Annotated in this window: 11 protein-coding genes and 1 riboswitch; all 11 genes read right to left on the bottom strand. The window is 44.9% G+C overall.

Annotated elements, in window-relative coordinates:
• Nucleotides 1-21: 21 nt before the first annotated feature.
• A riboswitch (purine riboswitch) is annotated at nt 22-121 on the bottom strand.
• Between the two features lie 269 nt (nt 122-390).
• The 11 genes from yqeB to dpaL all read right to left on the bottom strand — a co-directional run bounded on the left by yqeB (nt 391) and on the right by dpaL (nt 14,296).
• Nucleotides 391-1,236, bottom strand: coding sequence for a selenium-dependent molybdenum cofactor biosynthesis protein YqeB (gene yqeB / locus DESYODRAFT_RS06370; protein ID WP_007780899.1), 846 nt, complete (start codon nt 1,234-1,236; stop codon nt 391-393).
• Nucleotides 1,229-1,879 (bottom strand): nucleotidyltransferase family protein, encoded by a 651-nt coding sequence (locus DESYODRAFT_RS06365; protein ID WP_007780897.1) that lies wholly within the window; start codon nt 1,877-1,879, stop codon nt 1,229-1,231. Before DESYODRAFT_RS06365 ends, yqeB begins: the two co-directional genes overlap by 8 nt.
• A complete protein-coding gene (gene yqeC / locus DESYODRAFT_RS06360; RefSeq protein WP_007780895.1) occupies nt 1,861-2,682 on the bottom strand; it encodes a selenium cofactor biosynthesis protein YqeC in 822 nt (273 codons plus the stop codon). Before yqeC ends, DESYODRAFT_RS06365 begins: the two co-directional genes overlap by 19 nt.
• 118 nt (nt 2,683-2,800) lie before the next feature.
• Nucleotides 2,801-5,356 carry a selenium-dependent xanthine dehydrogenase gene (gene xdh / locus DESYODRAFT_RS06355; protein WP_007780893.1) on the bottom strand — a complete coding sequence of 852 codons (2,556 nt, stop codon included), beginning with the start codon at nt 5,354-5,356 and terminating at the stop codon, nt 2,801-2,803.
• 2 nt (nt 5,357-5,358) lie between these two features.
• Entirely contained in the window at nt 5,359-6,753 is a 1,395-nt protein-coding gene (hydA, locus tag DESYODRAFT_RS06350; protein WP_007780892.1) for a dihydropyrimidinase, read from the bottom strand.
• A 399-nt stretch (nt 6,754-7,152) separates the two neighbouring features.
• Nucleotides 7,153-7,389: a hypothetical protein gene (locus DESYODRAFT_RS29025; RefSeq protein WP_242833547.1), complete on the bottom strand. Its 237-nt coding sequence runs from the start codon at nt 7,387-7,389 to the stop codon at nt 7,153-7,155.
• 124 nt (nt 7,390-7,513) lie between these two features.
• The gene (gene arcC / locus DESYODRAFT_RS06345; protein ID WP_007780889.1) at nt 7,514-8,464 is read right to left on the bottom strand and encodes a carbamate kinase; all 951 of its coding nucleotides are present in this window, start codon (nt 8,462-8,464) and stop codon (nt 7,514-7,516) included.
• 2 nt (nt 8,465-8,466) lie between these two features.
• Nucleotides 8,467-9,471 carry an ornithine carbamoyltransferase gene (locus DESYODRAFT_RS06340; protein WP_007780887.1) on the bottom strand — a complete coding sequence of 335 codons (1,005 nt, stop codon included), beginning with the start codon at nt 9,469-9,471 and terminating at the stop codon, nt 8,467-8,469.
• Between the two features lie 84 nt (nt 9,472-9,555).
• Nucleotides 9,556-10,803 carry a YgeY family selenium metabolism-linked hydrolase gene (locus DESYODRAFT_RS06335; RefSeq protein WP_007780884.1) on the bottom strand — a complete coding sequence of 416 codons (1,248 nt, stop codon included), beginning with the start codon at nt 10,801-10,803 and terminating at the stop codon, nt 9,556-9,558.
• Between the two features lie 335 nt (nt 10,804-11,138).
• Nucleotides 11,139-12,905, bottom strand: coding sequence for a sigma-54-dependent Fis family transcriptional regulator (locus DESYODRAFT_RS06330; protein ID WP_007780881.1), 1,767 nt, complete (start codon nt 12,903-12,905; stop codon nt 11,139-11,141).
• A gap of 167 nt (nt 12,906-13,072) precedes the next feature.
• The gene (gene dpaL, locus DESYODRAFT_RS06325) at nt 13,073-14,296 is read right to left on the bottom strand and encodes a diaminopropionate ammonia-lyase (protein ID WP_007780878.1); all 1,224 of its coding nucleotides are present in this window, start codon (nt 14,294-14,296) and stop codon (nt 13,073-13,075) included.
• Nucleotides 14,297-14,312 lie beyond the last annotated feature (16 nt).

The raw sequence follows: 14,312 nt of genomic DNA, 5'->3' as shown, positions 1-14,312 counted from the left end.
AGCAACCTCTATTGCAAGACTCTATGGCCATCTCTGGCTCATAGAGAAGCAATTCCGGTTGCTTCGTAGAAACCCCTGATCCAATTATCAAGGATATATGAGTTAAAGAACATTATTTAATTGTATAACGATTAACGCATGTCATTAGATTTAACATTTACTTAACAATATACAAATTCGATAGATATCTGAATTATCCTTCTTTAAAAACGAAAATATATACTTACATTTATGTTAAAACCACCCAACCAAACGTGTGTCTACTATAATTTTAGTGCACCTGTCCCCGCGTTTTACCCCGACGATGAGCTTGGCGCTCCGATATACTCTTGCAGCTTCGCAATTGCTTTCCGCCGTAAACCTTCATGTTAAAGATACTATGTAATCACTCTATTCATTGCCCCTCAGGGGACTAATCAGACCGGATTCCAGAATACTTAATAAAACTGCGGCCCCAAGAGCACGTGCTTTCTCAGAAATCGTCCAACAATACTCTTCTTGCCCACGAGGATCAATATCCCCAATCTTGACATTTGCAGAAATAGGGGTATTTGTCCTTAATAACCCTCTTAAAACACCATCAATCAGGGTTACGACATTTGCAGTCTGTATGCCATCATCGATTTCTCCCAGACAATCTCCTGCTAAAACCTGGTCTCCGATATCTCGCTTTGCTCGAAAGACCCCCGTCTTGGTAGAATAAACAACCCGATCTTTAGAAATACCCTTGATCTCGCCCGGAATACCTGTATTGGGTTGAGCCGATCCCGAATAAATAATCCTGCCCAGATTATGACCGCGGTTAGTTTCTATGACGATATCCACATCATCGCCTGCTGTAAAACCCGGTCCCAAGCCAATCGTCATCGGGGCCATCCCCCGCTTCGTTCCTAAGTTTTTCTTGGCCATGATGGCATCGACCAATATCAAAGGTTTCACTACGGATAACATTTCAAGATTAGGGTCGACTAAGACTGGAATTTCCCCTGCCTGCCAGGCAGCTTGACAATCTGAAGCCGCTGACTCTGCACGGCATGCCGTGATTCCTTCAACTTGCCACCGGCCTTCTTCAATGGCCGTCCCAAAACATACCGGCCAGCGAACCATTAGGGGGTTTGCTACTTCCGTCATCACCACTCGAAAACCGGCTTTAGCCAAAGCCCAGCCTACTCCCGAAGCTTGTTCCCCTGCTCCACGGATTAATACTACCGGTCCATTCATATGTATCTTATTCATCTGCTCGTTTCTCCTTGTCCACGTGTTTATCAAATAACACTTGGTATTGCTCCGGAGTATCGACGTCGTAAAATAAGCTTTCCCCGACGGGAAACTTGTGCCACCGCTCCGGGTATCGATTTAAAACAACTTTTCCGCCTTGCTCCCCTTGGAGTTCTGAAAGTTCCGGAATATATCGTTTATGAAAAAACACAGGTGATCCCGTTTTTTCCCCAGCCATCGGTACAAGAAAGTCCGGCAAGAACCTAAGTACCTCATCCAAGCAGTCCGAAAGCTCGTGAACCGTTATTCCCACCTGGTCTCCGGGTAAGAATGCCAAACTATGTACATCACTGCCCAGATCTTGTAACCCTATCTTAATTGTCTCAGCTAATGGTCGAGGGCCAGGGGCATAATGCCAAATTCCACCCCGTTCTTCGAATTCTTTTTTATCATCTTCCGAAATATACGTTTCAATGGGTTGCCGTGAAACGACATGGATTTCAATCCTGCATTGAGAAGAGACGCTCTTTTGAAGTTTGATGGCCTCAATAACAGTTTGTAAAACATGCCCCAGCACAGTCGTCTTTTTCCAGGGAAGTGCGAGTTTGTCCCGACCCATTCGAGTAGCTAAACCTGCTGCCATTACCACAAATCTAACCATTGGAGTTCTCCTTCCTTGGCATCCCCTGCAGCTATGCGCAAATGCTTCGGTCTCTTTGCCGCGATAGAGTTTTGTTTTATATCTTTCCATCTACCTGAAAGATCCTTTAAGATATCCAACGAACTCCTCGGATCATTTACACTTTCCTTCACAAGGTCTTTTCCAGAGCCATTGAATAGAATAACCCAAGACATATGAGCATATTGCGACGCAAATACAGGTGACTTTAAAAAATAATGCCACGCACTTTCCGCATTCCAAACGTCCCCTGGAAGATCCATACAACGATGATATCTATGAATGTCTTCAGATTGCAGAGTCCTTCCCCACAACCCACGATCTGACACTAACACTGCACAATCAGTAAGCTTTGGTATTTGCGGTTCATAAGACTCCCAGCACTTTAACTTGTGCCCCCGGGCTCCATCTCCTTCAATCACCCAATACCGTTGCCGCAGGTTGTCCACTGCAATCCCCTCATCGACAGCTGTGACCGGCGGACCAATCCATTTTCCGGTTTCATCCTCTGTTCTATCATACCAAAACCAAGCACCTTGCGCTTTTTGGGGCGGAGGATTGAGATTTTTCCAAAGAATCATATGATCCTCCGGATATACTTTTGTTGTAGTCGTTGCCACAACCGGAAAACCCAGTGACTCAATTTCATGAGCCAGCGTTTTGAGACATGTAGTTTTACCGCCGGCCCCAATGAACGTAGTAACCTGTAACCGATGAGTCATATTCCAGAGACTACCGCTTCCGCTAACCAAACCTAAACTTAACCTTGTTGCTGAACTGGTCATAGTTTCTCCTATTTTAATTGGTCATTCTCTGAAGTAGGGGCAATTTACGAATTGCCCCTACGCTCATACATAGTTTACGTTAGTTTCTTATATAGTTCAAGTATCATGGAAAATACAACTATTTTCTATAAGGAGTTTCTTTTAAAGGCAAAGAACACCTTAGCTTACCATCAAGCTTGTAGTAAGCGGATGCAACGGCTGGTGCTGTTGGAATAGACGAGATCTCACCCACCCCTTTAGCCCCATACGCTAAAGGAGAAGAGTTCTTCTCAATAATCACTGATTCAACTTCAGGCATTTCTGTCGAACGTAAGAGCCCTAATTTGGCATACTTAACCGCCGGCACACCATTAACGAGAGGGAAATCCTCGCGCAAAGCATATCCCAAACCCATGCATACTCCGCCTTCAATCTGTCCCTCGATGACTTTCGGGTTAATAGCCCTTCCCACATCATGAGCAGCCACAACCTTTTCAACCATGCCCTGCTCATTGAGTAAAACAACATGTGTCGCATAGCTATAGGCAACGTGGCTAATCGGGTTCGGCTTATCTGAATCCATGGGGTCAGTCTTCCCAAAATATTCTCCATAAAATTCCTGGCCTTCTAAGTCCGCAATTGAGGAATCATGCATGGCTTGTTGTAACTTTAGAGCTGCTTGGCGCACAGCCTCACCACTGAACATGGTTTGGCGCGAAGCCGTTGTTGTACCGGAATTTGGAGTCAGACAAGTGTCGGGCGCACCAACTTCAATCACTTCCAGTGGCAATCCAGTGGCTTCATGGACAATCTGAGTTGCGATCGTGGCAAAACCCTGCCCGATACAGGCTGCACTCGTGAGAACTAAGGCTTTTCCATTGGAGACTTTTATTTTTACCCGTCCCGTATCCGGAAGACCTACCCCAATTCCGGTGTTTTTCATAGCACAAGCAATTCCTGCCGCATAAGGGTGGGACTCATAAACTTCACGAACCGCCCGTAATGTTTCCTTGATTGCCGTACCTTCATCCGCAATCTGACCCGTTGAATTTACCATCCCTGGTTCTAAGGCGTTGAGGTAGCGAATTTCCCATGGGGAAATTCCTACCTTTTCAGCTAAGAGATCCATATTGGTCTCAGCCGCAAAAGAGGACTGGGGAACACCGAAACCTCGAAAGGCACCTGCCGGTGGATTATTGGTATAAACACAAAGTCCGGTAATCTCTACATTGTCGATTTGATAAGGACCGCTGGCATGGGTGCATGCCCGCTGCAGAACAGCCGTGCCTAATGAAGCATAAGCTCCGGTATCGGCGACAATCCTGGCAACCATAGCCGTCAATTTTCCTTTTTCATCGCATCCGGTGGTAACTTCCAATTCCATGGCATGTCGCTTGGGATGAACTAAGATACTTTCCTGGCGCGTGAAGGTAAGCTTGACAGGTTTTTGGGTTTTAACAGCAAGCAGAGCCGCATGGTGCTGGACACTTAAATCCTCTTTGCCGCCAAATCCGCCGCCTACCAGCTTACTGATTATACGGACTTTTTCTTCAGGCAGACCGAGCATTGCCATAATGCCATGCTGGTCATCATAAACACTTTGATCCCCTACATAAACAGTAACTCCACCGTCTTCCTGAGGGATAGCTAAGGCACTTTCCGGTTCCATGAAGGCATGTTCAGTCGGGGGGGTTGAATAGCGGTTCGTGACCACATGCGCGGATTTAGCCAGGGCTTCCTCAGTATTCCCGCGCTTAATCTTAGTTACGCTCAACAAATTCCCTTTCTCATGAATCCGGGGAGCCTGATCCTCAAGGGCTTCCGTCGGGCTAAGTATCGGTTTAAGCTCTTCATACTCCACTTTGATCAATTTAACGGCTTCTCTGGCTTGTTCTTTGGTTTGAGCGGCAACAATAGCAATAGCATCTCCTACATACCTTGTCTCTTCTCCGATCGAAACCATTGTCGGCCAATCATGGAAAATATGTCCATGATGGCGGTCTGCCGGGATATCCTCCGCGGTTAAAGCCGCTTCTACACCAGGATAAGCACGAGCCTCGGAAACATCCACTGATTTGAGAACAGCCCGGGGATATTTTGCCCTTAAGACCGCAGCGTGAAGCATATTATCCACATGCATATCATCCACATATTGTCCTGTTCCCATGGCTTTTTCACGGGCATCCACACGTTGGATGCTGGTGCCGACTCCAGCCCCGGACTGTAGAGATTTGGGATTAATTTCTCCTCGTAAAACTTGTCCTGCTAAGAATATTCCTTTTTCAATTTTTATATAGCCTGTGCAGCGGCAAATATTTCCGCGAATACTCTGCTTAATCTCTTGGTCAGTTGGGTTCGGATTCTTATCCAGTAAAGCTTTAGCACTTATAATCATTCCAGGTATACAAAAACCGCATTGAACAGCGCCGGCTTCAGCAAATGCCCAAGTATAAGCTTCCTTTTCGTGCTCAGATAAACCTTCAATGGTCAGAAGCTTTTTACCGGAAGCCTTAGCAACTGTCAATATACAAGCACGCATCGCCTTCCCATCGGCCAAAAGCATACAAGCGCCGCAGGCTCCTTCTCCACACCCATTTTTCAGTGAAGTAACCTGTAAATCATCTCTCAAAAAATCCAGAAGGTTTTTATCCTCTTGTACAGTGTGGACTGTACCATTAATATCAATACTATACATTGTTACCCAACCTTTCTCTTAAGGAATGGCTTACGGGATAAATAGATCCCAGTGGGTTTATCTACCCTTAGCTGTCCGCCCTGGACAACTTGTTTTCCACGCAGGAAAACGTGGATCGCTTGACCACTCTGTTTAAAACCTTCAAAAGGGGTATAATCGACTTGCTGGTGCAGTTCGTCCGCCCTTATTACGGTGGAGATACGTGGGTCCCAAACAACAAGGTCGGCATCACTTCCAGGAGCTATCGTTCCTTTTCGGGGAAATAATCCAAAAAGTTTTGCCGCATTGGTAGAAGTCAGGGCTATAAACTCGTTTAAGGTTAACTTACCGGCTGAAACTCCATAGGTATACAACAATCCCATGCGGGTTTCAACTCCGGCCGCACCATTTGGGATTTTGCTGAAATCATTTAAGCCCTTATCTTTTTGACCTATATAGTTAAGCGCGCAGTGGTCCGTAGCTACAACATCTAAAACCCCGGCTTTCAAGCCCGACCATAACCTTTCCTGATGCTGAACTGGACGCAAAGGCGGTGAAATCACATATTTGGCACCATTAAAACCCTCTGCACTATAATAGCTGTCATCTAACAAAAGATACTGGGGGCAGGTTTCCGCGTAAACTTCCTGCCCTTTCATCCTCGCATTATTCACCGCCTGAAGTGCACCGCTGCTGGTCAGATGGACAATATAGAGCGGAGCCCCCGCTAACTGAGCAAGGGTAATCACCCGGGAAGTCGCCTCCTCTTCAACCACCGGCGGTCGTGACAGCGGATGATAGAACGGAGAGGTTTTGCCCTTTGCTACATGTTCATGAACTAAATCATAGACGATGTCGCCATTCTCACAGTGCACACAGACAAGCGCCCCAAATTCTCCTGCTTGGCGTAAAGCTTGCAATAAGGCCCCATCGTCAACTTGCAAGATGCTCTTATAAGCCATATAAAGCTTAAAGGATGGTACGCCATCCTGGTGAATCAACTCTGACATTTCTTGCGCAATGGATTCGTTCCAATCTGTGATCGCCATATGAAAACCATAGTCCGCAAAACATTTGTCTTTAGCTTTTCTATGCCAATTCATTAAACCTTCTTTTAGGGTTTCTCCTTTAAATTGAGTGGCAAAATCGATGATAGTTGTAGTCCCGCCCATTACAGCAGCTTTTGTACCAGATTCAAAGTCATCAGATGTCGAAAAATCTCCCATCGGGAGATCAAAGTGGGTATGAGGATCAATACCTCCTGGAAACAAAAAACAGCCATCCACATCTATTGCCTGGTCACCAGGTTGCTTGATATCGCAGCCAATGGCTGCAATTCTCTCGCCTTCAATGCGGACGTCTGCTTGATATACATCTGCAGCCGTAACAATAGTTCCACCGTTTAATACTATACCCATGTTTCATTTCTCCTTAAGGGAAATCTCCTCATCCTGGGGCACAAATATTATGGAAACTTCCTCAGTTGTTAATCTGAAGAATCTATCTGTCTTTTATCGTTTAACATTTTAAGTAGGTATCTTTTGGGCAGTTATCCTTCGTCTGATCACTGACTGCCAAATCTCTAACTGCCGTTCAGGTTAAAGGCAACCAACATTGAAACTACTGCCCTTGGATACAGAATGACGCAGATCGCTTCCCGAGAGGAATCGTCTCTGCGCTCATCTTAATCTCAAAAAGCTACTTTACTAACGGTTTGCTCTTGTCATTCAGGAGTAGCCGCCCATGCCGCTAAGGCGGCACCAGCAGAGGATGAAAGCGAGAGCGTTCCCGGGTCGGGCAGCTTCGCCCACATCCGCTCACCGCAGCACTCCGAGGCTGGCCCACTCGCCGGTGCGGGACTTCGCCAAACCTCCGGGTAATACCTGATGTGAACCTGTGGCTACGTTTCCCCGCACCGTTTTGTGGGCTTTTACCGCCTCTCCATGCAATGGGTTCGCTTCCGTGGACAAAGCTGCCCTGCTTACGGGTCTGGGGATTCTTCCGCAGGTCTTTAGGGTCTTTTCCAGTGTGGGCTGGCCTAACACTCTAAACATTTATTTGTTAGCGGCCTATACTTGAGATGAAGAATTAAACTCCATCTCAAGTATTTAATTTAACCGATTCAGGAACTAGCTGAAGTAAAGATCCCTTGGATTTTCACCTATACCCGCCCCTGTTTTACGGATATATATGGGTTCCGGTCTTACCGGCAACAGCTTCTTCCAGCGATTCAGGATTGGTGATGATCGCTTCTTTTCCGCCATTTTCTAAAAAGTTGATAACAGCCTGAATCTTTGGCAGCATGCTTCCCGGAGCAAAATGGTTTTCAGCCACGTACTGCTTAAGCTCAGACAGAGTTACCTTATCTAACGCTTTTTCATCAGGCTTGCCATAATTCAAATATACCGTAGGCACGCCTGTTGAAATAATTAGAACGTCTGCTTTAATATCCGCAGCCAAAAGACTGGTAGCAAAATCTTTATCGATAACTGCGTCAATCCCTTGTAATAACCCGTCTTCACGTTTGATGACAGGAATTCCGCCGCCGCCAACACTGATAACACAATAGCCATCGCGTACCAGTTTATTGATTACATTCTTTTCCACAATCTCTTGAGGAAGAGGAGAAGCGACCATCCGGCGATACCCTCTGCCAGCATCTTCAATCATAACCCATGAGGGGTTATTTTTTTGGATCTCTTCAGTCTGCTCTTTGGTGTAAAAAGAGCCGATGGGTTTCGTAGGTTTTTGAAAAGCAGGGTCATTTTCTGAGACAACGACTTGAGTTACAACTGTAACAGCCGTTTTGTCCATACCCCGTTTCCTGAATTCATTATCCAGTGCTTGCTGGATTTGATAGCCGATAGCTCCTTGGGTATCTGCTCCGCAGCTGACCAGAGGCACCTGATGCATTGCTGCAACATCCTTAGCGATTTCAGACCTTCTTAAGATAAACCCTACTTGTGGACCATTGCCATGAGTAACAATCACTTCATAGCCCTGCTCGATCATTCCCACAATATGTTTGGCTGTTTCAACAACAGCCTCATATTGATCCTCAACGGTCGCATGCGCGTTATCACGAATCAGAGAATTTCCACCAATTGCTACGACAGCTAAAGTACTCACAATTATTTTCCACCTACCAACAATGTCATAACAGCTTTAGCTGTATGCAAACGGTTTTCTGCAGCATCATAAGCGATGGAATGTGGTCCATCAATAACAGCATCTTCAACTTCGTTGTTGCGGTCAGCAGGTAAAGCATGCATATACATGACATCTTTGCTGGCAGTAGCCATTTTAGCCTCAGTACACTTCCAGCTCTTATTGGCAACAAGAGCATCATCAATAACTGCAGTTGCACCGGTAACGGAAGCACCTGTTTGGTCGGTAACCCAGTTGCCCCAGCTCTTAGGAATAACGATATCGGCATCTTTGTAAGCTGCAGCCTCGTCGTGAGTAATTGTGAGAGTACCGCCATGTTTCTCGGCATTAGCTTTAGCTTGTTCAATAACCCACTCAGGAAGCTCCCAGCCTTTTGGATAAGCAAGCCATACATCCATGCCATAACGAGGGAAGAGCAGAACTTGAGTTACAGGCACTGAAATTGGTTTCTTATGGCTCTCAGCGTAAGCCCAGATGATCGAAATCTTTTTGCGGCGTAAATCGGGGAGCTTCTCTTTAATCGTCATTAGATCTGCTAAACCTTGGAATGGGTGGTAAAGGTCACATTGTAAGTTCATGATCGGTGCAGAAGACCATTTTGCCATTTCATTTAAGTAGGCATTTCCGCGACCCCAGTTACAATAACGGCAAGCAATCATGTGTCCAAAACGGGAAAGAATAATAGCGGTATCTTTAGCAGTCTCACCATGAGCAACTTGCATGCTGCTGGAATCCAAGAATCCTGCATGACCACCCAATTGAGCCATACCGGCTTCCATTGAGTTTCTGGTGCGGGTAGATTGCTCAAAGAACATCAAAAATCCGGTTTTATTGGTCAGGTAAGGTGTATCTTCGCCCATTGCAAACTTTCTCTTAAGATCCAAAGAGACGTCAAGCATTGTATCTAATTCTTCTTTAGTAAAGTCCTCTAAATTCAGAAAATGTCTTCCTCTAAATACAGTATTCATTTATTATTTCCCCCTAATTAATAATGTTTTACTTATTAAAGTAGCCAATCATGACTACAAACCCAATAAATTTCGTCGTGCTGCTTACTTTTTAATCCCTACTAAATTCTCTGTATCTTTCGGCATTTTATCAGCATATTCCTTAACATAAATTGTAGGAATTGCTGCATACATAGCTGCACAATCAACCAGTTCCTTTTTCCAGGTCCGCTCATTGGGAGCATGTGCCTGGTCTTCATGTCCTGGTCCGAAACCAATACAAGGGATGCCATAACGTCCCATGATGGAAACTCCGTTTGTAGAGAAAGTCCACTTGTCAACGACCGGATCTTTACCGAATAATCCTTTATAAGCATCTGTAAGAGTGCTGGTGACAGGGTGTCCTTCTTCAATCAGCCAAGTTGGGAAATAGCATTCGGTTGGATAAACCAGATCCGTATAGGAAGGTCTATCATACATGTACATGGTTACTTCCGCATTAGCAGCTTTAACTGAAGGAAGGTTTTTGATTTGCTGAACTGCATATTCCCATGTTTCTCCTGCGGTTAAGCGGCGATCAACGGAAATCCAGCAGCTGTCAGCCACTGCACAGCGTGAAGGGGATGTATGGAAGATTTCAGAAACTGTCAGGCTGCCTTTGCCGAGGAATGGATGGTCCATGAGGTTTTCATGCAGGCTGCGAAGTTCTTGGAGAATCGGAGCCATTTTGTAAATAGCATTGTCACCGCGCTCAGGAGCAGAACCATGGCAGCTGACTCCTTTTGTCATTACCTTAATTTCCATCCGGCCACGATGTCCGCGATAAATCTTTCCATCTGTCGGTTCAGTAATTACTACAAATTCCGGTACAACTTTATCTTCATTAATAATGTACTGCCAGCATAATCCATCACAATCTTCCTCTTGAACGGAGCCGACAACAACCAGTGTATAATCATCTTCTAAACCGAGATCCTTAATAATTTTACCTGCATAAACCATGGATGCCATTCCGCCGATTTGGTCAGAAGCACCACGGCCGATAATGATCTCATCATCTTCGAAGCCCTTATAGGGATCATACTGCCAGTTATCTAAATTTCCTACACCAACAGTATCAATATGAGCATCCATAGCAATTAGGTGTTTTCCATGACCGATATAACCAAGAACGTTCCCTTGTGGGTCAATCTCAACTTTATCAAAGCCGACTTTTTCCATCTCTTCTTTGATGCGAAGTACAGTCCCTTTTTCATCACAGCTTTCACCTGGGATGGCGATAAGGTCTCGTAGAAACCGACTCATTTCCGGCTCGTATTTTTTAGCCAGTTCGAGAACTTTAGCAAATTCCATTGTTAAATTAATCCCCTTTCAATACCTTAATTAATTGGTGATGGCCTAATCACTGATTCGATGATTTTGGTTTACATGGATTTAAACATTGCAAGAACCATGCCAAACCTTAACCGGGCATAAAACGTTTTTTTATTGTGATTAGACGTTATCTTTCCCCGGAAATCATTCTATTATCACAATGCTCTAATCTCATTTTGAGACACTTACTCAACCAATTGAAACGACTAAATCTCTGAAACTATTGCCAATTCGACAATCTTCGGGTTCAGTCTCATTTTGATACAAAAGTCTAGCTTTGAAACGGGTATTAACCAGAATTTGGAGCGTAATTTTTAGGAAAAGGTTCGATTCTCACCGATTTCGTATTCCTTAATCTTACGATAGAGAGATGCCCTGCTAATTCCTAATAATTTAGCCGCATCTTCCTTATGTCCATTAGCATTTACGAAGGTTAATGCCCTCTTGATAGCCTCCCGCTCCAACACTTTGAGATTTAAAGACAAATCTTTGCTCTCGGTTTGCTCTTCGATTTTGATTCTTTTCGGTAACGTATCTGCCGTGATCATACCCCCGGCCACCATAGTCACGCAGTATTCTATGACATTCCCTAATTCCCGTACATTTCCCGGCCATGTATAGCGGGATAAAATGTCTATTGCTTCCGAAGTAATACCGCTAACCGACCTATCAGTCACGACGGAGTAATAATCTAAGTAAAATTGGGTTAGAATCGGGACATCCTCTAAACGTTCACGCAGCGGAGGGATCGTTAAGGGAATAACATTCAAACGATAGTAGAGATCTTCTCTGAACTCCCCCGTTTTAACCATGTTATCCAAGTCCCTGTGAGTAGCGGCAATCACACGAACGTCTACGGGAATTGAGCGGGTACTGCCAATACGCTCAACTCTTCGTTCCTGCAGTACTCTCAAGATCTTTACCTGCAAGTGAAGCGGCATATCCCCAATTTCATCTAAAAAAAGCGTACCATTATGTGCGAGTTCAAACTTCCCCAGTTTTCCGCCACGCTTAGCACCCGTAAACGATCCTTCTTCATATCCGAACAATTCACTCTCCAGCAAATTCTCAGGGATAGCGCCGCAGTTGATAGCGATAAACGTATGCCCTTTTCTTTTACTGCTCTGATGAATTGCTCTGGCGAACAGTTCTTTCCCTGTTCCGCTTTCTCCCTGAATCAAGAGGGTTGCCTTACTAGGCGCTACATGCAAGGCCAGAGCTTTTATTTCTCTCATCTTCTTGGACTCTCCGATAATTTGAGAGAAATGGGTTTCAATATCATTGACAGTAGCAGCTTTGACTAATCTCTTAATTTGCTGAAGATCTCTCAGAGCAATGACTGCACCTTCAATAGTTCCGTCCTTTTTAATAGGCATGACATCACAGTAAAGTTGTGTGGCCACCCTCTTTCCTTGGATGTTTCCAGAAAACGTTTCACCGCGTTCTACGGCAAGCCAAAGCTTTTTATTATCCAACAAGTGATATAAAGCCTGTTCCTGTTGCGCATCAATGTCCAACAATTTAGCGGCCAACGTATTATAGTGGGTCACCTGCTGCTGATCATTAACTAACAAAATTCCATCATGCAACAAATTCAGCACGGTCACTAATTGGCTTGTCAGAAGCTCCCGGTCATGGTTTTGTTGAATTTCTGCCGCCTTTCCTACGAGGAGATCAGCCATCTTTTCCAAAAAAAGCAGGAGGGATTGCTTGTTATCTATTAGACGCTTTGTTTGTTCCTCATCAAAGCTGACTAATCCGATAACCCCTATGATTTGTTCTCCAATGCGTATGGGTATAGCCACTTCTGCAAACTCCATACAGTTTCCCTTACAGGGACAAGGCTGGCAGAGTTCATTAAAGCCAGGATTGTCAATAATAACCGGCTTTCCTGTTTTAATAACATGCCGATAGACAAAACCATCGTCCATAGGTCCGCCGCATTGGCTTTTATACTTTCCTGTTCCGGCGATCCGGATTAGGTTGGCATCCGCAATTTCAACTTCAATTTTCAAAGCTGCGGCAATTGCGTCAGCAGTTTGTTGGACCGTACTCTTAATATTGCGCAGGTAATTCAACATGCTTTACACCCCATATTATTAGCTATAACATACATTATATGCAATTTTCCGCCCTATTTCGCTTAGTTCCTACTCAATAACTCTTCTAAGTATACAGCATTTTGAAATGGAAAAGGAAGCACCTTATCTCAAAAGAGTGCTTCCTTTTCTTATCATTCAAGCTTAGATTAACGTCCCCCTGAAGGCAACTCTCCATCCCATACGATACTCCGATATTTATATGGATCAGTATTCCCTTCTGTGTTAAATACCAAAACATGAGACTTCTCGTCCAGCTGGAGTGCTTCTCGTGCTTCTTTAAAAGAATCATCGATCATGAGCACACTGAGCAATCCTGTGGTCACTGCTCCGGATTCGCCGGAGATCACTTTTGGATCCCCAAGCAAAGGATTAGCCAGCACTCTCATACCTTTCGCCGCTACCCAGTCAGGAGAAGAAACAAACATATCACTGTAATCCCGCAGGATATTCCAACCAATAGGATTTGGTTCTCCACAAGCGAGTCCTGCCATCACCGTAGCCATTTCACCGCCAACTACCCGGGGGTTACCGTCGGCTGCAAGCGCTGATTTGTATAAACAATCCGCTTGATCTGCTTCGACAATGACGGTTTTGGGACGATTTTCCTTAAATAAAGAGGCAAAATAGCCTTGTACAGATCCTGCTAAAGCACCGACTCCAGCCTGCACAAAAATATGGGTCGGTTTTTCTACACCAAGCGTATTCAACTGGTCCAGGGACTCTGCCGACATTGTTCCATACCCTTGCATGATCCAAGTAGGAATCTCCTCGTACCCTTCCCAGGCAGTATCCTGAACAACAACCCAGCCATGCTTTTCGGCTTCTTCAGCTGTCATACGTACGGCATCATCATAATTCATATCCGTGATCTCAGCAAATGCGCCTTCTGACCTAATTCGTTCGAGCCGGTATTGAGAAGAACCTTTGGGCATATAGACCACGGATTTTTGACGTAATTGCCGGGCAGTCCAGGCAATTCCCCGGCCATGATTTCCGTCAGTCGTAGTAGCAAAGGTGATATCGCCTAACTGTTTCTTAACCTCCGGCGATGTCAGAACTTCGAAAGGCAGTTCGTTAATATCTTTGTTGAGCCGCTGAGCCAAGTATCTCCCAATCGCATATGAACCACCAAGAGCCTTAAACGCATTTAGTCCGAATCGATACGACTCATCTTTGACATAGATTCCGCCAACGCCTAAATTGTTAGCCAGCTTGCTTAGTTGACGAAGGGGCGTAGGTTGGTAATCCGGAAATGTCATGTGAAAATTGATCGCCTTATCAATCGCCTGTTTGTTAAAAAGTTCAGTTGGAACACCAGTCCCATATTTCTTCAGCATGCTATTTTTCGTCCATTGAATTCTATCATTCATGATTTATACCTCTCCC

It is taken from the genome of Desulfosporosinus youngiae DSM 17734 (assembly GCF_000244895.1).
Taxonomy (GTDB): domain Bacteria; phylum Bacillota; class Desulfitobacteriia; order Desulfitobacteriales; family Desulfitobacteriaceae; genus Desulfosporosinus; species Desulfosporosinus youngiae.
Note: the sequence above shows the minus strand (reverse complement) of the source record. Positions and strands in the feature narration are given on the sequence as shown.

Bases quoted from the DNA above. Each gene is read 5' to 3' on its own strand.
- yqeB (WP_007780899.1), bottom strand. From the start codon at position 1,236: ATGAATAAGATACATATGAATGGACCGGTAGTATTAATCCGTGGAGCA.
- DESYODRAFT_RS06365 (WP_007780897.1), bottom strand. From the start codon at position 1,879: ATGGTTAGATTTGTGGTAATGGCAGCAGGTTTAGCTACTCGAATGGGT.
- yqeC (WP_007780895.1), bottom strand. From the start codon at position 2,682: ATGACCAGTTCAGCAACAAGGTTAAGTTTAGGTTTGGTTAGCGGAAGC.
- xdh (WP_007780893.1), bottom strand. From the start codon at position 5,356: ATGTATAGTATTGATATTAATGGTACAGTCCACACTGTACAAGAGGAT.
- hydA (WP_007780892.1), bottom strand. From the start codon at position 6,753: ATGGGTATAGTATTAAACGGTGGAACTATTGTTACGGCTGCAGATGTA.
- DESYODRAFT_RS29025 (WP_242833547.1), bottom strand. From the start codon at position 7,389: ATGTTTAGAGTGTTAGGCCAGCCCACACTGGAAAAGACCCTAAAGACC.
- DESYODRAFT_RS06340 (WP_007780887.1), bottom strand. From the start codon at position 9,471: ATGAATACTGTATTTAGAGGAAGACATTTTCTGAATTTAGAGGACTTT.
- DESYODRAFT_RS06335 (WP_007780884.1), bottom strand. From the start codon at position 10,803: ATGGAATTTGCTAAAGTTCTCGAACTGGCTAAAAAATACGAGCCGGAA.
- DESYODRAFT_RS06330 (WP_007780881.1), bottom strand. From the start codon at position 12,905: ATGTTGAATTACCTGCGCAATATTAAGAGTACGGTCCAACAAACTGCT.
- dpaL (WP_007780878.1), bottom strand. From the start codon at position 14,296: ATGAATGATAGAATTCAATGGACGAAAAATAGCATGCTGAAGAAATAT.